Annotated in this window: 23 protein-coding genes; 7 read left to right on the forward strand and 16 right to left on the reverse strand. The window is 65.9% G+C overall.

Features of this window, described 5'->3' with window-relative positions; translation table 11 throughout:
* Window positions 1–24: 24 nt before the first annotated feature.
* The 9 genes from ACKI2N_RS07635 to ACKI2N_RS07675 all read right to left on the reverse strand — a co-directional run bounded on the left by ACKI2N_RS07635 (window position 25) and on the right by ACKI2N_RS07675 (window position 7,174).
* Window positions 25–804, reverse strand: coding sequence for a hypothetical protein (locus ACKI2N_RS07635; RefSeq protein WP_420995079.1), 780 nt, complete (start codon window positions 802–804; stop codon window positions 25–27).
* On the reverse strand, window positions 759–947 hold the full coding sequence (locus tag ACKI2N_RS07640) for an SH3 domain-containing protein (protein WP_420995078.1): 189 nt from the start codon (window positions 945–947) through the stop codon (window positions 759–761). Before ACKI2N_RS07640 ends, ACKI2N_RS07635 begins: the two co-directional genes overlap by 46 nt.
* A 222-nt stretch (window positions 948–1,169) precedes the next feature.
* Window positions 1,170–1,751 carry a hypothetical protein gene (locus tag ACKI2N_RS07645; RefSeq protein WP_420995077.1) on the reverse strand — a complete coding sequence of 194 codons (582 nt, stop codon included), beginning with the start codon at window positions 1,749–1,751 and terminating at the stop codon, window positions 1,170–1,172.
* A gap of 13 nt (window positions 1,752–1,764) precedes the next feature.
* Window positions 1,765–2,133: a hypothetical protein gene (locus ACKI2N_RS07650; RefSeq protein ID WP_420995076.1), complete on the reverse strand. Its 369-nt coding sequence runs from the start codon at window positions 2,131–2,133 to the stop codon at window positions 1,765–1,767.
* Between the two features lie 163 nt (window positions 2,134–2,296).
* Window positions 2,297–2,791, reverse strand: a complete 495-nt coding sequence (locus tag ACKI2N_RS07655; RefSeq protein WP_420995075.1) for a hypothetical protein — start codon at window positions 2,789–2,791, stop codon at window positions 2,297–2,299.
* 189 nt (window positions 2,792–2,980) lie between these two features.
* Complete coding sequence (locus tag ACKI2N_RS07660; RefSeq protein ID WP_420995074.1) at window positions 2,981–3,238, reverse strand: PAAR domain-containing protein; 258 nt, start codon at window positions 3,236–3,238, stop codon at window positions 2,981–2,983.
* Between the two features lie 229 nt (window positions 3,239–3,467).
* Complete coding sequence (locus tag ACKI2N_RS07665; RefSeq protein WP_420995073.1) at window positions 3,468–4,448, reverse strand: hypothetical protein; 981 nt, start codon at window positions 4,446–4,448, stop codon at window positions 3,468–3,470.
* Window positions 4,449–4,463: 15 nt separating this feature from the next.
* A complete protein-coding gene (locus tag ACKI2N_RS07670; RefSeq protein WP_420995072.1) occupies window positions 4,464–6,554 on the reverse strand; it encodes a type VI secretion system Vgr family protein in 2,091 nt (696 codons plus the stop codon).
* A 101-nt stretch (window positions 6,555–6,655) separates the two neighbouring features.
* Complete coding sequence (locus ACKI2N_RS07675) at window positions 6,656–7,174, reverse strand: Hcp family type VI secretion system effector (protein WP_420995071.1); 519 nt, start codon at window positions 7,172–7,174, stop codon at window positions 6,656–6,658.
* Here ACKI2N_RS07675 and ACKI2N_RS07680 point away from each other — a divergent pair.
* Entirely contained in the window at window positions 7,173–7,448 is a 276-nt protein-coding gene (locus ACKI2N_RS07680; RefSeq protein WP_420995070.1) for a hypothetical protein, read from the forward strand. The genes ACKI2N_RS07675 and ACKI2N_RS07680 overlap by 2 nt on opposite strands.
* A 228-nt stretch (window positions 7,449–7,676) precedes the next feature.
* Here the strand turns inward: ACKI2N_RS07680 and ACKI2N_RS07685 are convergent, their stop codons facing one another.
* From ACKI2N_RS07685 to ACKI2N_RS07695, 3 genes are read right to left on the reverse strand one after another with little or no spacing between them, the layout of a single operon-like run.
* Window positions 7,677–8,075, reverse strand: coding sequence for a hypothetical protein (locus ACKI2N_RS07685; RefSeq protein ID WP_420995069.1), 399 nt, complete (start codon window positions 8,073–8,075; stop codon window positions 7,677–7,679).
* 8 nt (window positions 8,076–8,083) lie between these two features.
* A complete protein-coding gene (locus ACKI2N_RS07690; protein ID WP_420995068.1) occupies window positions 8,084–9,193 on the reverse strand; it encodes a CaiB/BaiF CoA transferase family protein in 1,110 nt (369 codons plus the stop codon).
* A gap of 11 nt (window positions 9,194–9,204) precedes the next feature.
* Window positions 9,205–10,197, reverse strand: coding sequence for a Bug family tripartite tricarboxylate transporter substrate binding protein (locus tag ACKI2N_RS07695; protein ID WP_420995067.1), 993 nt, complete (start codon window positions 10,195–10,197; stop codon window positions 9,205–9,207).
* Between the two features lie 103 nt (window positions 10,198–10,300).
* On the opposite strand from ACKI2N_RS07695, the gene ACKI2N_RS07700 reads away from it, so the two are divergent.
* The 3 genes from ACKI2N_RS07700 to ACKI2N_RS07710 are packed head-to-tail and all read left to right on the forward strand — an operon-like array spanning window position 10,301 to window position 12,052.
* Window positions 10,301–11,269 (forward strand): LysR family transcriptional regulator, encoded by a 969-nt coding sequence (locus ACKI2N_RS07700; protein ID WP_420995066.1) that lies wholly within the window; start codon window positions 10,301–10,303, stop codon window positions 11,267–11,269.
* Between the two features lie 19 nt (window positions 11,270–11,288).
* Window positions 11,289–11,429, forward strand: a complete 141-nt coding sequence (locus ACKI2N_RS07705; RefSeq protein WP_420995065.1) for a hypothetical protein — start codon at window positions 11,289–11,291, stop codon at window positions 11,427–11,429.
* Between the two features lie 8 nt (window positions 11,430–11,437).
* Window positions 11,438–12,052, forward strand: a complete 615-nt coding sequence (locus ACKI2N_RS07710) for a response regulator (protein ID WP_426990697.1) — start codon at window positions 11,438–11,440, stop codon at window positions 12,050–12,052.
* A 42-nt stretch (window positions 12,053–12,094) separates the two neighbouring features.
* On the opposite strand, the gene ACKI2N_RS07715 is transcribed toward ACKI2N_RS07710, so the two are convergent.
* Both ACKI2N_RS07715 and ACKI2N_RS07720 read right to left on the reverse strand, forming a co-directional pair.
* Entirely contained in the window at window positions 12,095–14,578 is a 2,484-nt protein-coding gene (locus tag ACKI2N_RS07715; RefSeq protein ID WP_420995063.1) for an ATP-binding protein, read from the reverse strand.
* A 133-nt stretch (window positions 14,579–14,711) separates the two neighbouring features.
* The gene (locus tag ACKI2N_RS07720; protein ID WP_420995062.1) at window positions 14,712–16,361 is read right to left on the reverse strand and encodes a hypothetical protein; all 1,650 of its coding nucleotides are present in this window, start codon (window positions 16,359–16,361) and stop codon (window positions 14,712–14,714) included.
* 288 nt (window positions 16,362–16,649) lie between these two features.
* Between ACKI2N_RS07720 and ACKI2N_RS07725 the strand changes: the two genes are divergently transcribed.
* Window positions 16,650–18,650 (forward strand): hypothetical protein, encoded by a 2,001-nt coding sequence (locus tag ACKI2N_RS07725; protein ID WP_420995061.1) that lies wholly within the window; start codon window positions 16,650–16,652, stop codon window positions 18,648–18,650.
* Window positions 18,651–18,726: 76 nt separating this feature from the next.
* Here ACKI2N_RS07725 and ACKI2N_RS07730 read toward each other — a convergent pair whose 3' ends face one another.
* Window positions 18,727–20,127: an ATP-binding protein gene (locus ACKI2N_RS07730; RefSeq protein WP_420995060.1), complete on the reverse strand. Its 1,401-nt coding sequence runs from the start codon at window positions 20,125–20,127 to the stop codon at window positions 18,727–18,729.
* A 19-nt stretch (window positions 20,128–20,146) separates the two neighbouring features.
* Complete coding sequence (locus ACKI2N_RS07735; protein WP_420995114.1) at window positions 20,147–20,845, reverse strand: response regulator; 699 nt, start codon at window positions 20,843–20,845, stop codon at window positions 20,147–20,149.
* 317 nt (window positions 20,846–21,162) lie between these two features.
* On the opposite strand from ACKI2N_RS07735, the gene ACKI2N_RS07740 reads away from it, so the two are divergent.
* Together ACKI2N_RS07740 and ACKI2N_RS07745 are read left to right on the forward strand one after the other, a co-directional pair.
* A complete protein-coding gene (locus ACKI2N_RS07740; RefSeq protein ID WP_420995059.1) occupies window positions 21,163–22,287 on the forward strand; it encodes a porin in 1,125 nt (374 codons plus the stop codon).
* 26 nt (window positions 22,288–22,313) lie between these two features.
* Entirely contained in the window at window positions 22,314–22,826 is a 513-nt protein-coding gene (locus tag ACKI2N_RS07745; RefSeq protein WP_420995058.1) for a cytochrome b, read from the forward strand.
* Window positions 22,827–22,854: the final 28 nt, after the last annotated feature.

Below are 22,854 nucleotides of genomic sequence, written 5' to 3' on the forward strand. Positions count from 1 at the left end.
GTGCCGCCTGCAGCTTCGCCAGAGTCAGGGTGCTGTCGGGGCTGCTATCGAGCCCTGTGTCAGATTCGTTGTCAGAAGTTTGCGCGAACCGATGGCGGGGAGCCCGGTATGCGTGCTCTTTGCCATCCACACCGGCATCTTGCTTACTGCTCCGACCAGGATGCCCTTGTAGCGTGTAGCCCCAGGGCTGCCTAGTGTCCCTTGGTTTGGCGGGCGAATCAGATCAGCCGGCGTGAAGGGCGTGCTGTTGTCGTGACGATACAACTTTGCGTCCTGGGCGCCTTGGGGCAATGGGGTCGTACGTTCAATCCACTCCAGAGTGTGGGTGGGCGTGACCTTCACATAGACGGCGTCGTCTGATGGTGCTCCGTCCAAAGCCACGACGGTGTTGGCAGTCAAGAGATTCTCGGCAGCATTCGCCAGCATTGCGTTGCACAACTGGGTGCCCGGTGCGATGCGCAGCAGGGTCTTTTCCTCGGGCTTGGCGGCTGCCGCGGCTGCCCGGCTCCTGGCCAAATAGCCGCTCAACTCCGGACCTGCGAAAATCTCGTGGTGTAGCAAGGAGCGGGCCTGGCCAGGATTGTGGATACGACGGTATTCGCCAAGATGGCCCAGCAATGCGCCGGCCTGGATGGCAATCGGTGGTTCGGGGACGACGATGGTATCGAGTTCGGCGGGCGCCGCGCCATCTTCGTCTAATTCGTTGAGGAAGACCCAGCCGCGCTCCGCTCCCGCGGTGGGTTGCGCCTGGGTAGCGATCAGAGGCTTGATGGTACCTTCGAGGAGTTGGTCGATCTTCCCCATTTGCCGTCCTTGGACCGCTCCGTGACAGCGATGCGCGCTCCACGCTGAAGGATGCCGAGGATGGTGCTCTTGCTGGTGGCTTGTTCGCGGATGCGCAACCCGATGACGGTCTCGGTGCTGGATGCGTTTTGGTTGTCGGTCACGATGGTATTACCTCAACGGAAACGAGAGAGGCGAGGGGGCGCGCAAAGCGACCGATGCGCGGCTATCCGAATCGTGTGTCGGAGAGGAACGATTGCGCGCAGGGCATGTGGTGGAAGGTGCGCAGAAGCAAATGGAGCACACGCATGTTCATTCCCATATGTTTGTGGACCACTCCTTGGCGCCCGTCAGCGACGATGGCAATGCATGCGAGAGCGGACAAGTCAGGGTTCCCCGAAAAGATGCGGGTCACAGGTTTCGAGACTGGAGTCAACGTCATAGCCGAATGCGGCATACAGCCATGTTTCTCGTTGTTTGCCGCTGAAAATGAACAAGTTAAGGCCTTCGGTGCCAAGGCACGCCTCGATATGATGGGTTGCGCCTGCCTCGTCGACTGCATGCAAGCTCGTGTTTCGTGATTGTTGGGCTTTGGATACGCCACGCGCGCTCCAGATCGCCGCGCCGACGAAGTTCCCCTTGTAGGCAGCTTGTCCGGAAAGGTTGATGGCGTACCGATAAATCGGCTGGCTCATCAGGGCGTCGGTGACGGGCTGCTCGGCGACTTCGGGGCGCCCCAGCGTGTCGGCGCTAACGGTGATGCAGCACGCCGCGCTGCCGCTCCTGTCAGGATATTGCAGCCTCAGGTGCTCTCCCGGTGCAATGCTGGCTTCGGTGGTGTAGAGGTGGCCGCGTCCGCTGGCGAAGGTGAAAAGCCCAGCTTTCAGCGGCGATGGCGGGGCGGGCAACGTCGTGCCAGCGGCTATCGTCGATAGAACGAGCGCGAGAATGATCAGCGTTCGCTTCATAACGCTAAGTCCATTAATGACCATCGTCGGACCAGTGCGGCGGATCGCTAACCAGCTTGATGACGCCGTAGCTGGCACCTACGGCGTGGAGCTGTGCCGCGCTCTGGATCACCGTGGTGTCGCCAGAGGCATTCACGATGGACCGGTTGATCATGCCGCCAATTGTCATGTCGATGGCACGCCTTTGCGTATGCCGGCTGGTCAATGCTGCCGAATGCGCCATGTGATATCCGTTGACCATCGCTTGCGCGCCTCGCCTGGCTGCATCGAGATCCGCCATGCCTTGCTCATTCCGGTGAGCCCAGTCGATGTTAACGCCTTCATGCGCCGGTATGCTCTCGGGCGAGGTGCCTTGGTTGGCGATCGCCCATGCGTAGTGCATGAGATAGGCGCGTTCCGGGGGCGATAGGTGGCGGAGACTGTTACGGTGCCGCCCACGTTGCGGATGGCTTGAAGGAAGCGCGACACCGCGTTCGAGAAAGTGGGCATGAGGTCGTTGATGCTGGTGCTGGTCGGAAAGCGCTACCCACGCTGCGCCGCTGGGTTCACCCTGACCGGGCTGCCGGTCCTTGGCCTTGTCGCCGACTCGGTACATCTTCTTGGGCCAATAGGCCGGGGGATTTGCCTTTCTTGCCCAAGCGCAGATAGTCGTTGAAGGAGCGCAGGTGCATGGCTAGGCAGTAGTAGGTTAGCTTGTTGCCTACCGGATACTCCAGTGTGTGCCGTGTGAGGACGAAGCCGGAACTGAAAGCGGCCAGTGAAGCCTCTGCGGTCATCGGAATCTGCGGAATTCCCTGCACGGTGGGATAGTCGCCGTTGACGCGATAGGCTACGACCTCGCCTTTGGCGATGGCACCCATACCTTCGTCGAGCGAGAGCATATTGGCCATCGCCTGCTCGTAGTGGATGCCGCAATGCACGCCGGACGGTGCCAATGGATAGTAACCACTGGAGGCCAGTGCGAGCGCGTCGTAGTAAACGCTCGCATCACGTACATCTTTGCCGGCTTTGTTTTTGAACGGAAACTTGAACGAAGACATAGTCACTCCGTGCCGCGTCGCGTGGGAAGGAGAGGGAGAATTCGCCATCCGGCTCTTCGCCGGGTGTGAGAGAGTCCGACAGCGACAACGAACCACCGGCGGCGCCACCCTGCATGCTGATTTGTCCTTGAAATGCGGTTGCGTCCCGTCCAGGGTGATGCCGCCGCCGTCGATGGCACAGCGATTTCTTCAGTCCACCCGCCAGCCGCTGTCGCCCTCGATCAAGGTGCCGCCGTGACTGGTGGTGTCGCCTTGGCGCGCCACGGACTTGCCTTCGATGGTGGCGACAGCCGAGCCGCTGACAATCACCGCGCCACAACTGATCTTGTCACCGACGCGGGCGATCGCGCGGTCACCGACATTGGCATTGGTGGCGCCACTGATGACGGTGCCGGCGCCGTGGATGGGACAGAAATGGCGATGGCCGACGAGAACGATGGGTTGCATGGGGTTATCTCCTAAGAAAGTTGCATTCACAGGGGCGCCATCGTGGTTTTTTGTCGAGGCCGCTATTTTTCTGGTACGAGATGCTAATCTTATCGTTACCGCTGGCGTCTTTTGGTATCTGGTCATTGTTATCCGTTATGTATTTGGAAAATATGACTTGGTATATTGGTTTGCCAGGTGATTCTGGCTAAAATATTGTCATGTGTATATTTTCTAGTATTGCGAGTGATCAGTCGCAGGGAATTTTCGATCCTCGCTTATCTAATTCTCCGTTGATTTTGTCCTCGGAATTGAGGGGGAAGGTAATTCTCTTGCCATTCTTTACCCCATCCCATCCAACCTTGTTCTTTCCAAGCAGTTCGTGCCGGGTAAAGGTCGGTTCATCGGATCTATTGTCTCTATGGTTGTAGATAAATATTCTGTATATGTCACCATAAAATGAAGATGCGCGAGAATGGATGTGCCATTTTGCTAATACGACGATGCACTTATTCCTTCTTGTAAATGCCGATGTTATTTCCGGGGTGCTACCCTCTTCTTCATAGCTATCGAAAAAAACGGCTGTACCGTCCTTGCATGACCACCCGATCTCGACATTTCTCGGTGATGTAGAAGATTTTGAATGTTGAAATACCACTGAGCAGCCGGGTCTTATTTCATCTGCGCTGATAGTCTCAATTGTCGGTGAGGCGGAGGTCTCTTGAGCGAATAATGATGGCTGCATGCCGAAGATAATTATTGCTGTGAGTGAACTTATCACCAACCGTGAGTGGAATTTATTCTGGAGTTCCAATTCTTTTTTGCATGGCTCGCGTCCTTGATTTATCGCCTGAAAAGCCCTGGCCAGACAGAAGTAGGTCAGCGTGTTGCCGGCCGGGTATTCGAGGGTGTGGCGAGTGAGGACGAAGCCCGTGCTGAACGGTGCCTGCACCGAGCCGTTGGCCATGGGCACTTTCGCGGTGCCGGGGACGGTGGGGTAGTCGCGGTTGACCTGATACGCGACGATCTCGCCTTTGGCGATGGCACGCATGCCTTCGTCCAGCGATAGCGTATTGGCCATCGCCTGCACGTAGTGAATGCCACAATGCACGCCGGAGGGGCCCAGCGGATAGAAGCCATTGTCGGCAAGGCTGAGCGTCTTGTAATAGAGCGCGGAATCTCGCACTTCCTTGCCGGCCTTGTTTTTGAACGGAAATTTGAACGAGGGCATAGTCACTCCGTGCGCTTACGCGTCGCCCGAGAAGGAGAGGGAGAAGTCGCTATCCGGCTCTTCGCCGAGTGTGGGAGAGCTCGACAGCGACAACGAACCGCCGGCACCGCCGCCCTGCATGCTGATCTGCCCCTTGAAACGCAGTTGTGTCCCTTCCAGCGTGATGCCACTGCTGTCGATGGTGATGGTGCCGCCAGGCCCGCACAGGCGGGCCACCTGGCCGGCCTGCAGTTCGTAGCGCGCGGTCTTGCGCTCGATGCTCTGCCCGGCCTGCAGCTTGTGGTGGCCCTGCACGGTCGTCTCGGCATGCCCACCGATCTCCACCCAGTGGTGGGCAACGGTCTTGTCGCGGCGATTGTTGCCCACCTCTTCCGTACGATCCTTGCCGGTCCGGATCGTGTGGTTGCGCCCGACGGTCTGGAAATCGTCCCGGCCGACGTCATGCCGGCGGTCCTGGCCGACGGTTACCTGCTCGTCCTTGCCCACGGTCTCCTTGCGGTCATGCCCGATGGCGACGGTCTCGTCGTGCTGCACCTGCTCGCTGCGGTCATGCCCGACGAAGGTGGTTTCGTCATGGTTGACGTGGATGTTCTGGTCCTTCTGCGCGTGGACGAAGATTTCCTCCTGGTCCTTCTCGTCCTCGAAGCGCAGTTCGTTGTAGCCCTCGCCCTTGTGGGTCTGGCTCTTGATGGTCATGCGGGTCTTGTGGTGTGGCAGCGCGTACGGCGGCAACTGGTTCGATCGGTACGTGCGGCCGGTGATGACCGGCTGGTCCGGGTCGCCGCTCCAGAAGTCGACGATGACCTCCTGGCCGATGCGCGGGATGGCCATGTGGCCCCAGGTGGCGCCGGCCCAGTTCTGCGCCACCCGGATCCAGCAGGAGCTGTGCTCGTCGTGCCTGCCCTGGCGGTCCCACGGGAACTGCACTTTGACCCGGCCCCATTCGTCGCAGTAGATCTCTTCGCCGGCCGGTCCGGTCACGGTAGCCGATTGCGGCCCTTCGATGCACGGCCTGGGCAGCGGTTCGGCGCGCCACTCGGTGCGGTCGGGAACCAGTTCGGCGGTGTAGCTGTAGTGGGTGCCTTGTTCGCTGCCGGCGCTCTCCTCGGCCTGGCTGGTGTGCTGCACGCCGTGGTGGCGCAGGCGCACGGGGCGCCAGCCGCGGTTCATATCCTGGCGTGGGTGGCCGGTGAGTTTGAAGGACAGGCCGGGCACCAGGCGCGGGTCGTCGCCCTCGACGCGGGCGAGGCGGGCGTCGCGGCGGTAGCCGCGCAGGCGCGCCTCGGTGAAGGGCTTGCCGGCTTCGTCGCGCTTGTAGCGCCCTGGGTAGGCGTAGTGCGCGTAATGCGTCTTCTGGTGCTCCAGGTCGGCGCCGAGCGGGGCGTGTTCCTGGTCGTACTGGGGATGGGTGAAGGTGTAGTCGCGCTGGGTGAGGCGTGCGGTGCGCACGTTCTCGGTGTAGATGAAGCGGCGCAGGGCGGGCTCGGGCTGGTCGCCGCCGGGGTTGGGGTTGTAGAGCACGGGCCCGCCGGCGATGCGGCCCTGCACGAACAGGCGGTCGCTGTGGATCAGGCGGTGGCTGTCGGCGTCATGGCGGAAGGCAAAGTAGAAGCCTTCCTCGCGGGCAATGCGCTCGAGGAAATACAGGTCGGTGTCGCCGGCCTGCACGCAGTACTCGCGGGGCAGGTGCCCGGCGGTGACGATCTGCTCGTAGCGGGCGGCCAGGCCGTGGTCGTCGAGCACGCGCCGGAGGATCTCGGGCACAGAGAGGGTCTGGAAGATGCGCCAGTTGGAGGACAAGCGCAGGCGGGCGAGGGCGGGCTCGACGACGGCGCGGTAGCGTGTGCGCCGAAAGCCGGTGTCGCCCTGCTCGAAGCCGCTGACCAGGCCGTGGACATGGCGCACGGGTTCGTCGCCGCGCCAGAGGGTGAGCAGGGCGGGCCGGTCGAGGATGGCGGCGAAGTCGAGGCCGGGGTCGGCATGGGCCAACTGCACGTCGAGGCGGAAGGTCTCGGAGAGGGCCTCGTCGAGATCGAACGCGATGACCTCGAAGTCGACGCCGCCGACGACGGCGAAGGTGAAGCGCAGGTCGGACTGGCGGGCCATGGTGTGCTCCTTGCCGATCGGCGCGCGAGCCCCGATCGCTTAGTGGCCAGAGGAGAACGCAGCCGGCGCGTACCGCCGACCGCACGGGTTCGCCCGGGCGCTCAGGCTTCCTGCGGCTTGCGCCAGTCGTCGGAGGCTTCGGTGCCGGCGATGGCATGCGTCCAGGTGATCTTGCGGTAGGCCATGGCGACCTTGACCAGCTGGGTGTACTCCGCCTTGCTCGGATCCTGCGCATGCGGCAGCACCTGGTTGATGTCGACGATGGTGGCGTCTTCGAGCCTGGTGGTGAAGAAGTGCTCCTGCTTGCCTTCGGTGGAGGTGCGGTACCACTTGATCTCGACGCTCGGCAGCATCTCGCCGGTGGCCAGGGCCTGATACAGCAGCGGCGTGGCCTTGTTCAGCGGGCTGGTGAAGGTGAAGGGCTTATGCACGCGCTGGCCCGACGGCTGGCCGCTCTGCGGGTCGGTCGGCGTGGCGATGCGGTGTTCGATTTCCTGGACCAGGATCTGGTCTTCGTGGCCTTCGACGTAGACGTTGCCGACCGAGTCGGCGGTGAAGGCGCCCTGGGTGATGTTGCCCTGGGTCTTGCCCTGGATGCTGATATAGGCGGGTGTAGGCATGACAGATTCCGTTGTCGTGAAAAATGGCCGGATCGGCCGGGATGCCATCGCTGATGACAACGGATCTATTGCAAACGCCATGCCAATATCTCTAATGGCAAAAAAGACGATTTTAAAAACAATGAGTTATGCAGTAATTTCGGAATTGGCCGATCAACCGAGGTTCCCGCGCGCTCCGCAATCCACGGCTTTCGAGGCGGATCGGGTCAATATCGGCTCGATGGCGCATGTTTTCCGGAGGAATCGGGACAGAACTGACTCGGTATTTCTTTAACCTGCTGATTATGCAAATAAAAAAATCCGGCCAAAGATGGCCCGCATGCCCTTTACGGTCCTGCCACTGTCGAAGAGACTAACCAATGGTTCCTGGTTTATCGGGCTTTCCTTCCAGTCAGAGCCGTTGCTGGCGTCGGAACTGTTCGCCGACCTGGCGCCGGCGGCGCTCCGGTGAAACTGTTGCTCAGCATCAGCGGAAGTCGCCGGATACGCCGCGGCAAGTCGTTCAGAAGGTTTGCCGAATCCCCAGCACCGCCCCGAACATGCTGTTCTTTCCCGCGCCGAGGTAATACCCGGTCCCCAGTCCGCCGACCGACGTATCGAAGTTCAGCGACGCGTTCTTCGCGTACGCCGTCGTCAGATACAGGTTGGTCCGCTTCGACAGGTAGTAGTTGTTGATGATCTGCACCTGCCACGGATTGACGATGTTGCCGAGCAGGGCGCCGCTCACGGGGTGGGTGACCTGCGTGACGTCGTCGTAGTAGATGCCGGCGGTGATCCGCCGCGCCTGCTGTCTCCCCGGGTTGTCATGGAAAAAAGGGCGCAGCGCCCTCTCATCTCGCCGGATGCGTTCGGGGACGTGCGGAAAAGAGGGGCCGGCGCGCCACGCGCCGGCGCGGGGCAAGGGCGGTATCAGCGGCGCGCCTGCGCGCCGAAGCCGAGCCCGGGCGAGATCACCGAGACGTCCTCGCCGTGCAGCGCGACGGTCGACACGCGGCCGTGCTGCCGTGCCGCGGTCGCGAATTCGCCGAGCTTGCGCACCTTGGCTGCCGGTACGCCGCGCGCGGCGAGGCGGTCTTCGAGGTCGTCTGCGTCCAGCGTCTGCAGGCGCGCGGCGATGCGTGCCTTGAGCCCGGCCGGATCGGCCGAGCGCACGAACGACGCCGGCGAGTCCGGGTCCAGCGGCGCGGCGAAGTAGGCCGGGTCCGCCGCGAGGCTGGTCAGGTCCAGTGCTTCCAGAAGCCGCATCAACTGGCGGGGCGTGTTGGCGCCCAGCGCGATCCAGCCGTCGCGCGTGGCGAAGAAGTCGGCGGTGGGGCTGCCCGAATACCCTTGATTGCCGACGCGTGCCGGCGACGCGCCGCTGGTCAGTGCCTCGCAGGCGAACGAGTACATCAGTTGCAGCGCCGCGCCGGTCATCGACACGTCCAGCTGCACGGCGCAGCCGAGCCGATCGCGCTCGCGCAGCCCGGCCAGGATCGCCAGCGCCGCCTGCATGCCGGTGGCGGCATCGACGACGGGAAAGCCGGTCTTGATCGGCGGGTCGTTCTCCGTGCCGGCCATGAAGGCCATGCCCGTCGCCGCCTGAATCACGTGGTCATAGGCCGGGCGGGCGGCCACGTCGGCGCTGCTCCGTCCGTATCCGGAGATCGTGCAATAGACCAGCGTCGGGTTGGCGGCGCGCAGCGCTTCGAAGCCCAGCCCGAAGCGCTCCAGGACGCCGGGGCGCAGGTTGTCGACCACCACGTCGCAGGTCGCCGCCATCTCCAGCACCCGCGCGAAATCCTCCGGCTTGCCAAGATCGACGGCATGGCTTTCCTTGCCGGCGTTCAGCGCGACGAAGCCCTGCCGGCCTTTCCCGGTGCGCCGCATCACGTCGCCGCCGTTGGCGTTTTCCATCTTCAGCACCGTGGCGCCGAGTTGTGACAGGTAGAACGTCGCGAGCGGCCCCGCAATGACATGCGAGAAGTCGAGCACGCGGACGCCGGTCAGCGGGGCAAAGGAGCGTTCTGGGTCATTCATGTCGGCCTCGCTTACTGAAGGGTGAAATGGCTCTGCGCGACGATGCGGCGGTACTTGCCGGTTTCGTCCGCGACGAAGCGGTCGAACGCCTCGGGCGTCGGGGTCGGGTCGATGATCGTGCCGGCCTTCTGGTAGAAGTCGCGCACGCCCGGATCGTCGAGGGCCTTCAGGAAGGCCGCATGCAGCCGGGCGACCACCGGCTTCGGCACGCCTGCCGGCGCCCAGATGCCGCTCCACGAATCGAGCGCCAGGTCCTGGCGGCCGAGCGCCTCGTTCAGCGTCGGCACCTCGGGCATGCCAGGGAGCCGGTGCGCCGACGTGACCGCCAGCGCGCGCACCGTACGACTTTGCAACTGGGGAAGGGCGGTCGAGGCGACCGGGAACCCGACGGTCGTGTCGCCGCGTATCAGCGACGGCACGATCTCGACCGAGCCCTTGTACGGGACATGGACGAGATCGATGCCGGCGGCATTGGCAAACGCCGCCCCCGACAAATGCGCGGCACTGCCTATCCCGCCCGACGCGTAGTTCAGCGTACCCGGCGCCTTGCGCGCCGCCTGCACCACATCCGCCACCGTGCGATACGGCGCGTTGTCCTTCACCAGCATTACCTGCGGGCTGAAGCCGGAGCGGATGATATGGGTGAAACTCGTGACGGGGTCGAACTTGACCGACGGCTGGAGCAGCTTCTGCGTGACGTGCGTCGAGGCGCCGAGCATCAGCGTATAGCCGTCGGCGGGCTGCTGGGCGACGACTTCGGCCGCGAGGATGCCGCCCGCGCCGACCTTGTTCTCGACCACCAGCGGCTGCCCCAGCTCGCGCGCGGCGACTTCGGCCAGCTTGCGCGCCTGTATGTCGGGCCCGCCGCCGGCGGCGTAAGGAACGATGAGCCGGATCGGCCGGTTGGGAAAGACGGCATCGGCCGCCGTGGCCGCGCGGGGCAAGAGGCCGGCCATGGCGAGCGCCAAGGCCAGCCCGGCCAGAAGTTTTCCTGTTGTGCGCACTGCGTCGTCTCCTTGTCGTTCTATGGATTTATGGAGTCCGATTGTGGAAGCATCGCACTTTCCTGTAAATTATTGCTTCCTGATGCAGTCATCACAATCTGTTATGAGCAAGGATACGGCCCGCATGGCCGCGCGCCTCGACCGGCTGCGCATCCGCCACCTGCGTTTCCTCGAGCTCGTCGACGCGCACGGCTCGCTGTCGGGCGCGGCCGGGCAGCTCGCGCTGAGCCAGCCCGCCGCGACCAAGATGCTGCAGGAGATCGAAGCGGTGTTCGGCGCCGAACTGGTCGCCCGCACCACGCGCGGTGCCGCGCTGACGCCGGCCGGGCAACTCGCGCTCGCACGCCTGCGCGTTGCCCTCAACGCGCTGTCCGCCGCCATCGAGGCCGTCAGCGCGGCTCCGCCGGTGCCGGTGGTTCGCCTCGGCATCCTGCCGCTGGTCGGCGTCGTGGCCTTGCCGAAGCTGTTGGCGAGGATGGCCGCGCAACCGGGCTGCCCGCGCCTCTCCGTGCACGAGGCGACGGTCGGCGGCCTGCTGAGCATGCTCGACCGCGGCGAGCTCGACTGCGTGATCGGCCGCGTCGGCAGCAGCCTGGAAGCGAGCGCGACGAGCGCGATGCGCGTGACGCCGCTGTGGGAAGAGCGCCTTGCCGTCGCCTGCGCGCTCGACCATGCGATGGCGCGCAAACGCGCGGTGACGCTCGCCGACCTGTGCAACCAGGACTGGGTCACCACGCCGCGCGGCGCCCATACGCGCTCGCTGTTCGAGGCGCCGTTCCTCACGGCCGGCATCGTGCCGCCGCAGCCAAAGGTCGAGTCATTCTCGTTCCACACCAATCTCTGCCTGGTCTCCGGCAGCAACCTGCTGACGGTCGCGCCGGAGAGCGCGGTGCGGCACTACGCGCGGCTCGGCATGGTGAGAAAGGTGCGCCATGGCGCCTGGTTCGCGGCAGGGCGCACGGTGTTTGTGACGCGCGAGGACATGGCCGACTCGCCCGGCGTGGCCACCGTCGCCGCGGCACTGGCCGGGATGATGGACGATGCGGAATGCGGCTTGCTCGATGACGATTGAGCGGTAACCCGCAACGACAGTGCTGGCCTTTTCCCCGCCGGCGCAGCAGAATGTGCCGGAGCGGCCGTCGCGGATGCATGGCGCATTGCATGATGCCATGGGGATTTCCGGCGACGGCTGGCTGCGTCCGCACGATGACGAAGGAAAACTACCGCTGTGATGCGTGTCTTGCTCGTTGACGACCATGCGCTGTTGCGCGATGCCCTGGCATTGCTGCTGACGCAACGTTTTCCTCATGCGGAGTTTCGCGGCGCCGGCAGCCTGGCGCAGGCGCGCAGCGCCCTGGCCACGCAGCCGGCCGATATCCTGCTGATAGATCTCGACCTTCCGGATGCGAAAGGCATCGAGGCACTGCTCGCCTTGCGCGAGGAGGTGCCGCAAGCGCGCGCCGTCGTCGTGTCGGCCGATGACCGGGCGGAAACGGTCTATGCCGCGCTCGACGCGGGCGCGGCCGGCTTCTTGCACAAGGCGACGGACAGCGTCGAATTCGCCGATGCGATTCAGTTCGTGATGGAGGGCGGGGTGGCGCTTCCGCTGTCATTCGTCGGCAGACCCGCGGCGGCTCCCACGTCCTATGCCGCGCTCGGGTTGTCGCGCCGGCAATGGGAGGTGCTGCGCCTCGTCCTGCAAGGCAAGCCCAACAAGCTGGTTTGCCGCGAGCTCGATCTCTCCGCCTCCACGGTCAAGACCCATCTGTCTGAAATATACCGGCGCCTGGGCGTGCGTTCGCGCACGCAAGCCATGGTCGAAGTGGCCCGCCGGGGAATCAAGGACGACGTCTGACGCCAGACGCCGGCGTGTCGCTGCGGCACCAGGCGCAGAAAACTAAGCGCACGTCCGCAGTTCGTGGCTGATTGCCTCCAGCAGCGCCTCGCTGCCGAACGGCTTGTGCAACACCGCGATGCCCGAGCTTGCCTGCGTGGCGAGCTGAGCGGGTGCCGTGTTTCCGGTCACCAGCAAGCCGGCAACGGGGACGGGGGCGTCTGCCTGTATCGACCGGATCAGTTCCAGCCCGTCTCCGTCGGGCAGGCGGGCATCGCTGATGACAAGGTCCGGCCAGTCCTGCGCGCAGAGCAGGCGCTGCCGGAAGTCTGCCGCCCGGCTGAAGGATTCCAGCCTCGCGCCCCATTGCACAAGCTGCAGCGCGAGCGCGTCGCGCACCGCGTCGTTGTCTTCGATAAGCCAGACCGCGCGGCCGCGCAGCACGCTGGAATCGGGTGCCGGGGACCGCGCCTGGCTAGGTCCGGGCAAATTCGCCGTGCCGTCGGCAAGCGGCAGGGTCAGCCTGAAGCAACTGCCTCGTCCGGGTTGCGACACCAAGGCGAGGTCATGCCCGAGCTGCACCGCGGCACGGCGCGCGATGGCGAGCCCGAGCCCCAGGCCCTCGGTGGTCACCCGGCCCGGGTTGTTCAACTGCACAAAGGGCTCGAACACGATTTCCTGATCGGCAGGCGCAATGCCGCGTCCGCTGTCCCACACACACAATTGCGCCTGGCCCGACGACTTGCGGGCGCGCACGCCCACCAGCACGCCGCCGCGCTCCGTATAGCGGATCGCGTTGCTCACCAGGTTGCGCAGGATCTGTTCCAGCATGACCGGATCGGACCGCACGGTCAGCGACGTCGCCCGCACGCGCAGACGCAAGCCCTTGGCTTCGGCGTGCGACGCTTCGTGGGCGAGCACCGCATCGAGAATCTCCTGCATGTGGACTGGCCGCAGGCTGGCGGGCGCGTTGCCGGCGCCTTCGAGCCGGGAGAAGTCCAGCAGCCGCTTGAGCAGCTCCTCCATGGCCGACACGGCGCGAGCCAGGCGTTCGAGCAGGCCGTGGACGGCGGCATTCGGCACGGCCCTGGAGAGTTCCTGCCGCAGCAAGCCAAGCAGCAGGCCGATGCTCACCAGCGGCTGACGCAGGTCGTGGCTCGCGCTGGTAATGAAGTGCGTCTTGGCGGCATTCGCGGCTTCCAGGTCGCGCGTGCGCCGGGCCACCCGCGCCTCCAGCGTCCGGTTTAGCCGATCCACTTCAGCCATGGCGTCGAACAGCCGTACCAGCAACAGCCCGGAGTAACAGCACAGCGCGAGCGGCAACACGTGGGAAAGCGCCAGCGATTGCGTGATCGGCAGCCAGCCCACGATCTGATAGGCAAAATCGTGCAAGGCCGCCAGGAAGATCACCAGCAAGAATGCGCAGAGCGCCCGGTGCGGCGCGTCTCGCACCAGCCGGGCGGACATCGCCACGTTTTGCACGGAACGCAGGTTCACCACGGCCAGGACCGCATAGGCGAGCAGGCGCACCGGAGGCAGCCAGGCAGCCGGCAGGCAGGCGACGATCGCCGGCACCGAACCCAGCAAGGCCCAGAACAGCCGGCCGTGCGGCAGCGCGCGCTGGAAGCGCATGCGGTGCGCATAGGCCAGGAACAGCATTGCCATCCAGATCATCGCCGTGAAGGCGAACCGTTCCATCCAGTCGCCCGGCCAGGACAGCATGTCGTCCAGGGTGACATAGTTGCGAATGCCGCTGATCAGGCCGAGCGCGCCGAACAGGCCGATGGCTTTTTCGCGAGGCTGCCGCCACGCCACGGCGAGCATCAGCATGGCCAGCACGCAGGCGACCAGGTTCAACTGCTGGGGCAGTTGCTTTTCCCACCACAGCAAGCGCTCGTGCGAGCGCTCCAGGGAATCGATCGGCCCCGCGCGAACGCGCGACAAGCCGCCGCGATGGCGATACTGCAGCACCAGGTGAAGCTCGTTGTCGCCGGCATGCAACAAGTGCAGAGGCAGTTCGACCAGTGCGGGAAGCGGCACCATGCGCCCGCCAGGGGGATATGCGTCGACCAATTCGCCGTTGACATAGACCTGGCGCGCCGGCGAGACACGATCGAGTTCCAGCGCCCACGGCTCCCGCGGCGCCTCGGCCAGCGTCAATACCATGCGGTATTCGCCCCCGCCCGTGCCCGGCAGATCGCGCAGGGTCCAGGTATCTGGCAGCGCGACCTGCGTCCACCGCTCGTCCGGACTTCGGCGGAAATCCGCCCGCCCGATGGTCACCGGCGCCGTCTCGCGCGGCGCGGTGGCCGCCTGAACGGGCGCAGAAGCGGAAGTGGGCCGGGCGCAGGCTGGCACTGCGGTGCAGCCGCAAATCAAGGCGGCAAGCCAGATCAGGTTGTTTCCCCACGCTCGCATGCCGGCAGCCGCGGCGCGTGCAAATGCGCGGGCGACGTTGCGGGCGCGGGCGGTCAGGGCAGGAGTCAGAGGCAGAGCGATCGTTGGTGGCAAGGGCGAGTCGACCAGCCGGGGCACAAGCCCGGCCATTCTACCCAATGCCTTGAGGTGGCAAGCATCGCCAGGCGCTCCGGCACGACGCGACGAAGTGACGATGCGACGGCGCGACGATGCATGAAGCGGCATCGTCGCGCCGTGACGGCCAGGATCTCCGGTCGGTAGCTTACGGTTTGTCCAGGGATACCGACAGGAAGTGCTTGCCCGGCACCGAACTGGCTGTGAGCACCAGGCCGCCGAAGGGAAGCTGTACCACGCCGTTGCACGTTGATGCGGCGCCGGCGGACGTCGTGCAGGCATTGGTTGCGCGATAGCGGGTGCCGTCAAAGGGCGTGTTGTAGGTCAAGGTGTCGAAATGCCCGTCCGACGGGAAGCTGCGCGTCACCACCCCGGTCGCGCTGTCGGCCGCGGTCACCGTGTTGGCATCTTCCGATACCGCGCTCAGTCCCGCGTTGTTCAGGGTGAATTGCCAGAACGACGCCACGCGCGAAAGCGCCGGGAGCGCCAGCTTCGCCTTCGAGACCAGCGCCGCTACGGTGCCGCCCGTGGCAGCCTGCGCCAGCATCAGCGTCTTGCCGGAGCCGTCGCGGAACGCGAACACACGGTGCAAGGTCGTGCCGTTTTCGACGTAGTCGAAACCGCCGCTCGGGTTGGCGGCCAGTTTGCCCTTCGACTCGGTATCCGTGGCGCATGTGCCGTAGCCTTGCGGGCAATTCTTCGCCAACCCGTTCTGTCCGTCCGCGGCAAATTCCGTGTCGCCGAAATCGCCCTCGTCCGCGTCGAAGGTGGCGCCGTACGACACCCGGTTGTAGCTGCCGCCCAGCGCGGCCACATCCAGCTTCTGCTCGGGGATGGCAATGCCGGCAACGCCGGTGAGGCCAGTTCCCTGCAGCACCACCGCCGCGCCGGAACGCGCCACCAGGATGCGCGTTCCGGCCGCATCGTTGGCGAGGTAGTCGCAACTGGCGTTTTTCGCAAGCTGGTAGGCGTTGCCGCCTACGGTCAGCTTCAGCGCGTCGGCATCCACTTGCATGGTGCCATTCTGGCCGTTCAGGAAGGCCACATAGCGCAACGTCCCGGTCTTCAGCCCGGGGCAGTCCGGCGCGGATCTGGCCAGCACCGTGCCGATCACCGCCGCGCCCGCCGTGCTGCCTGTCTTGCTGCTGGTCGATACCGCCGAGGCAAGGTCGGCCAGCGTGGCACCCGCCCCTGCCAGGGTGGCCTGAAGCTTGTCGAGCACGCCGTCGTATCCGGTGCCGCTGCCCGCGGTCAGCCCGCCCCCGACGATATCGCCGACGCCGGACGTGTCGACGCCCGCGGCTGTCAGCATCTGCAGCAACGCTGCTTGCGCCGCCGCCAGTTCGGCCGCGCTGATCGTGGTTGCCGCGCTGAAGCCGGCCGCGAAGGACTGCGGGTCGATGCCCGAAAGCTGCGCGATCAGCAGTTCGCTCAAGGGCGTGATGTTTGCCGTGGCGTCGGTGTGGCCGCTGCCCGGTAAAACGGAATGCAGCACGGTCTTGCCATCGCTGCTGGTGACGCTCAGAACACAAGGCAGCGCGCCGCCGCTGACGGTCGCGGTGTAGGTGCCGTTCGCGCCGGTGGTCGCGGTGCCGCTTCCCGCGGCGCAGGTCACGCTGACGCTGGCATTGGCCATGGCGGCACCCGTAGCCGCCGTGCCGCTGACCTTCATCGCGGCGGGCGCCGCGGCAGCGCCGGCGGCCGGGCTGCTGTCGGACCCGCCGCCGCAGGCAACCATTGCCGTTGGAATCAGGACGGCAACAAGCCCGCGCGCAACCAACTTCGTTCTGTACTCCATATCGATTTCCCTTTGTTCCCGTCGTCAGGATTTGTGATTCAGTGCGCATTATCTGAACGGGGGATTCGCCCGTACTATCGGCCAAGCGGCCGATGGCGCGGTCGCACGAAGAGGCGATCCGGCAGGGCACAGCGGCAGATTGAGGACGCCTTGTGTGCCTGATCAGGCACGCCATCAAACTTGATAGCCCCGAAGGGGTATGGAAGAGGGGGGAAGCCTGCTGCTACAGTTCCCCGGCGGCACGCGAGTGGCGTGCGCTTGCCAATAAATAAAAACGGGTCAGGTCACATGTTCCAAGGTTTCCATGCCGGCGCGCGGTCCCGCGCGGCCGGCCTGCTCTCGCTTGTCTTCGCCGCTGGCCTGCTGTCCGCCTGCGGCAGCGACGAAGCCCCATCTTCCCCAGCCACGCAGACACCCAGCAGCCGCCTCGTCGTCGACACCGGCACGGCCGCGCCCGCGCAGGGCGGCACGCTGACGCTGAAGGCTACCTTGCTCGGCGCCGATGGCCTCGAGGTCAAGGGCGCCAGGTTCGCATGGTCGTCGTCCAACGAAGCGGTCGCGGTAATCGTGTCGGCCTCCGACCAGGCGCCGGCGGCGGCCAGCATGATGCAGCCGGTGGGCACCTATGCCTCGGTGCGCATGCTCGCGCCCGGCGAGGTCGACATCGTCGCCACGGCGACGCTGCCCGACGGCAGCCAGGCCACCAGCACCACGCACCTGGCCGTGCAGGCGCCGGCGGCGAAGACCTATGCGCTGACGCTGTCGCCGTCCACGCTGACGGTCAACTACAGCGCGGCGCCGCAGGTCGTCACTGCGGTGGTGCGGCGCTCGGACGGCGTCGACGGCGCGGCCGACCTGACGGACTGGTCGTGGGCGGTCGACAACGCCACGTTCGCCGCCGCGCCGGCGGCGGACAGCCATTCGGCGCAGGTTTCCACCACGGGCACGCTGGCGGGCATGGGGCAACTCACCGCGTGCGCCAGCACGCCGGCGGGCGACCGCCTGTGCGCCAATGCCGCGCTGGCGCGGCCGCTGGTGGCGCTGCCCTCGATCGCGTTCTCGGCGCCGTCGCTGAACGTGAAGCCGGGCCGCACCGGCACCGTGACGGCGACGCTGACCGACGGGCCGGGCGCCGACCTGGCCGGCCGGGCGACGCTGGCGTGGTCGATCCAGCAAAGCGGCACGGCCGCATCCATCGTCGGCATGCCCACCAGCACCAGCGTGACGATCGGCCTCGACGCCGCGCAGACCGGCACCTATGCCGCGACGCTGACGCTGACCGCGACCTACCCGGATGGCCGCACCAACAGCAGCACGCTGCCGCTGACGTTCCCGGGCGTGTGGAGCCGCCTGCCGGATGCACCCATCGCCAACCCGTCGGTGGTCAGCCTGGCCATCGACGGCACGCGCGTGTGGCGGCTGACCGCGGACGGCAGCCAGCCGGCGCGGCTGGAACGCTTCGGCGTGGCCGGCGACGGACCGGTCGAGCCCGCCACGGCGCTGCCGGCGGCGGTGCAAGGCATGTGGCTGGCGGCGGACACGGACCCGGCGAATTCGGCGGTGGTGGTGCAACTGGGCGCCGATGGCGCGAGCGTGCCGTTTGGCAGCTTCGATGCGGAGCTCGCCGGAGCGCGCGCGGACTTCTCGCTGGTCGGCTGCGCGCAGTATGCGGCGAGCACGACCGCGGGACGCGCTTTCGTGAGGGCAACGGACGGCACCGGTATCGTTTCGGCCGGCTGGTGTGCCAATGAGCGGAGGTGGTGGTGGCAGCCCGTGGGCGGAGGCGCGCGCGGGAATGTTTTGATTAGCACGCCGATCATCGACGCGCGTCCGTTACCTGCTGGTGGTGGCCTGGCTATCCAATCGAATGGAACACGCGATTTCCTGGGCGTGGAGGCCGGCACCGAGTTCATGACGTTGGGCGACCTGGCACCCCTTGGCCTTGGCGCTGTTTCCAGTGGCGCCACCGATGCAAATGCACCGATCTACGGCTACGCGAGCGGTAATGGCATCGTTGTCAATTCCGGACCGTCCCAGCCTTATGTCACCCGAGTGCCATCGGCGCCGCCCCTGGTCAAGCTGAGCGCCATCCCGCAGTTCGTGCTGGGCCTCCCGGCGTCCTGGTCCGCCATCATCGTCGCCAATACGGACGGCAGCACGCCGCTGATGCTCGCGCTGCCCGGCAATGCATTTGGGCTGGATTTCGCGGGCGCCGTCGACGCCAACGGCAAGCTGCGCATCGCCGTGCGCCTTGCCGACGGCTCGGTGTGGGTCTACGACCAGCCTTGATCAGGGGGGGCGCAATACGCCTGTCGGAAGACGTGCCGCTGCTCGTGCCGCTGCTTGCCGATCCGGATACTGCGCGCTAGGCGGGCCGCGGCAGGCACAGCACGGCGTCCAGTCCGCGGGGGGCGCGGTTGCGCAAGGCCAGCGTGCCGCCATGCGCCACCGCGATCGCGCGCGCGATCGTCAGCCCCAGGCCGGTCCCGCCGGCCGTGCTGTCCAGCCTGACGTAGGGCTCGAACACCTGGCCGAGCATCTCGTCGGGGATGCCGGGCCCGTCGTCGCTGACCGTGATGCGCAGCATGCGGTCTTCGTCCTCGACGCCGATGACGACGTGCCGGCCATGCCGGGCCGCATTGTCGACCAGGTTCTGCAGGCACCGCTTGAGATGGCGCGGATAGCCCGGGACGGGGGCATGGGCGCGGCCCGTCACCTCGATCAGGGCGCCGTTCGCTTCGATTGCTTCCATCGCTTCCATCGCGTCGTCGCGCAGTCCCCGCAGCATCGAATCCATGTCGATGTCGTGGCGGGCTTCCGCGATGTCGACGCTGCGCACGAGGTCGAGCGTGGTGCTCACCATGGCCTCCATTTCGTCGAGGTCCTGGCGCAGGCGCTCGCGCGCCGGCGCGTCGGCAAGCATTTCCGCGCGCAGCCGCAGCCGTGTCAGCGGCGAGCGCAGGTCGTGCGACACCGCGCCGAGCAGCCGCGTGCGCTGGCCGATGATGTCGACCAGGCGCTGCTGCATCGCATTGAACGTGCGGGCGGCGTCGCGCACCTCGCGCGGCCCGGACACCGGAAGCGGCGGGCGGTGCATGTCCTGGCTGAGCGCCGCGGCGGCGTTCGTCATCTGCTTGAGCGGCTTGAGGGCGAAACGCACCGCGATCAGCGCGAACAGGAACACCGCCGCGAAGCGGATCAGGTAGACATTGACCAGGTAGTCGAACACCTGCGAGGCGGGCTGCGTCGCGACCGCCGCCTCGGTGGCGTCCACGTCGACCCAGTAGTCGTCGGCCATGCGCAACCGCAGGCGGAACGTGCTCGACGGCATGGCCGAGTCGAAGTGGTGCAAGGCGCCGGCCGGAACGTCGATGCGGGTGTTCAGCCGCGCGTCGAGCAGGCGCACCTCCAGGGCCTTGCCCGTGCGCTGGCGGATCACGCTGGCCAGGATGTCCTCGAGCGCCCGCTGCGCCACGTCGCCGCGGCCCGGCGCGCCGGCCGGCGCCTCGATCCAGCGCAGGCGGTAAGCCTCGCTCGACAGGCGGCGCGCCAGTTCCTGCCGCGCGCCGTCGCCGTGCACCTGCTCGAGCAGGTGCACCGAGTCGGACAGCCGGCTGGCCAGCAGGTAGGCGGGAATTTCGAGCGAACGGTAGCGGCTGGTCTCGAACCAGATGGTGCTGGTCAGGAGCTGGCCGGCAAACATGCCGACGGAAAGCACCAGCACCAGCCTGCCGAGCAGGGTGTCGGGCCACAGGCGCAGTTTCATGGCGGCGTCGTGGTTCCGGTCACGGCTGCTGGTCGACGTCGGCGACCAGCATATAGCCCTCGTTGCGCACCGTGCGTATCAGCGACTTGTCTTGCAGGTGCTGCCGCAGGCGGCTGATGCACACGTCTATCGCGCGGTCGAGCGGCGTGTACTGCTTGCCGAAGGCGCGGTCGAGCAGGTATTCGCGCGACAGCGGCCGGTTCGGATGGTCCAGCAGCGCGCGCAGCGTGCGGTAGTCCGATCCGCCCAGCGTCACCACCAGCCCGTTCGCCGACAGCATCTGTTTCATCGACGTGTCGAGCTTCCAGCCGGCGAAGCGGATGTAGGCGACCGGGTCCGCCCGGCGCGGCAGCGCCTCGCCGCTGCGGCGGAGCACGACCTTGATCTTGGCGACCAGTTCGCGCGGATCGAACGGCTTGGGCAGGTAGTCGTCGGCGCCCATCTCGAGCCCGAGGATCCGGTCGAGCAAGCCGCCGCGCGCGCTCAGCATGATGATCGGCACCGAGCTGACGCGGCGCAGTTCGCGCGTCAGGTCCAGCCCGTCCTCGCCGTTGAGCATCAGGTCCAGCACGATGAGGTCGACCGGCGAGGTGTCGAGGATGCGGCGCATCTGGGCGCCGCCGGCCGCGGCCTGCACGCGGTAGCCCATGCTCTCCAGGTAATCCAATAGAAGCTGGCGGATGTTCGGGTCGTCATCGACGACCAGTATCCGGCCCATTCCTGCTTTGTTCATGATCCCGAATCTTGGCAGCATCCGCCGCGAAAGGCATCGCTTCCCGGCGGCCCGGCGCGTGCCGATACAAGAACCCCGGCTGCCAACACATTCCCATTACATTGGCCCGCTAGAGTGACGTTCCAGAAACGAGAATCAAAATGATTCTCCATTACGCACTGCGGAGGTTATCACATGGCCCTTGCCAACCGGTCGCCGGCCTCGCGCCCGGCGGACCGCGCGCCGTCCGGCGACGGCCGTCGCTCATGGCTGGCGCCAGCCGCCGGCCTGTCCGTTCCGTTTCCTTGCCTTGCGATGGCCCGATGAAGAAGATCGTTGTGCTCGTGGCGGCGTGCGCCACCGGATACGCGGGTGCGTCGCAGGCGGCCGATGCCGTGACGCTGTACGGCGTGATCAATTCCGGACTCTCGTTCACGAACAATGCCGGTGGCCACTCGCAGGCGGGCGCGACCAGCGGCGACATCCAGGGCAGCCACTGGGGACTGGCGGGCAGCGAGGACCTGGGCGGATCGACCCGCGGCATCTTCCGGCTCGAGAGCGGCTTCAACGCGCAGACCGGCAACAGTACGCAGAAAAGGCTGTTCGGCTTCCAGGCCTACGTCGGCCTGGACGACCGCCGGCTGGGCACCCTGACCGTCGGCCGCCAGTACGATGAGCTGTCCGATTTCGTGCGTCCTAGCCATGTTCCTGTCTCGAACAATCTCGGCGCCCATCCGTTCGACAACGACAATCTCAATCACGGATTCCGCGTCAACAACGCGGTGAAGTACCGCGCCACGCCGTTCGACGGCTTCCAGGTCGGCGCGCTGTACGGCTTCTCCGACGCCACGGGATTCTCGGACAACCGGGCCTGGAGCCTCGGCGCCCGCTACGCGACGGGCAACTGGAGATTCGCGGTGGCCTATGACAGCATTCACGCGGCCGACGGTGGCAACACCGGTGGCGCGATCACGCTGACCGACCGCACCTTCCTCGCCGACACGCAGCGCATCCTTGGCGCCAGCGCCACGTATCTGCTGGGTGCCGCCAAGATCAATGTGCTCTGGACCCGCTCGTACTTCGACAAGCTGAATTCGATAGCCAGCCTCGGCGCGCCGGCCATCGCGCGCCATGACGATTCCGCGCGCTTCGACAACTACGAGCTGAACGCATCGTTCCCGCTGGCGCGCGCATGGACGCTGACCGCCGCGTATACGCTCACGGCGGCGACCGTGAAGGATGCCGGCGGCGAGCACAATCCCCGCTGGAACGACGTATCGCTGCTGCTGCAGTACGCGTTCTCCAGGCGCACGGATTTCTATGTCGAAGAGGTATATCAGCACCTCAACGGCGACGGCTCCGGGCTGACCGCGCAGATCAGCCGGCAATCCGCCGCCTCCGGCCCGATGCAATCGGTCGTCTCCATCGGGATGCTGCATCGTTTCTGAAACCGTTTCCGGACGCCGCTCGCACCATGACCAGCAAGTACCCGAAATCCACGGTGTTTTTCCACTGGACCATCGCCGCGCTGGTGTTGCTGGCGTATTTCTCGATCAACCTGCGCGGACCACGCGGCTCCGCCGCTCAGGTCTTCTGGTCCGGCATCCACTTCTGGGCTGGCACGCTGGTCCTGCTGCTGTCGGTCCTGCGGTTCGGCTGGCGCGCACCCGCTCGCGCGCGAACCGTGGAAACGTCGCGATTGCTCAGGGGGCTCGCGTCGCTGGTGCATGTACTGCTCTACGTTTTCACGCTGGTTCAGCCAGTGCTGGGCATCCTGAACCTCAATCTTGGCGGGCACCCCGTGCACTTGAGCGGGATCGGCGTTTCATTCCGGCTGGTGGGCGCCAATGCGGCTCTCCGCCCGCTTGTCCACGGCCTGCACATCTACCTGGGCATCGCCTTCTATGCCGTCATCGGCCTGCACGCGGCGGCGGCGCTGTGGCATCACTTCGCCAGGGGCGACGATACGCTTCGACGCATGCTGTGATACGGCCACTCAGCGCGGCCCCATGCGA

The organism is Cupriavidus sp. 30B13, from assembly GCF_049059565.2.
GTDB lineage: Bacteria > Pseudomonadota > Gammaproteobacteria > Burkholderiales > Burkholderiaceae > Cupriavidus.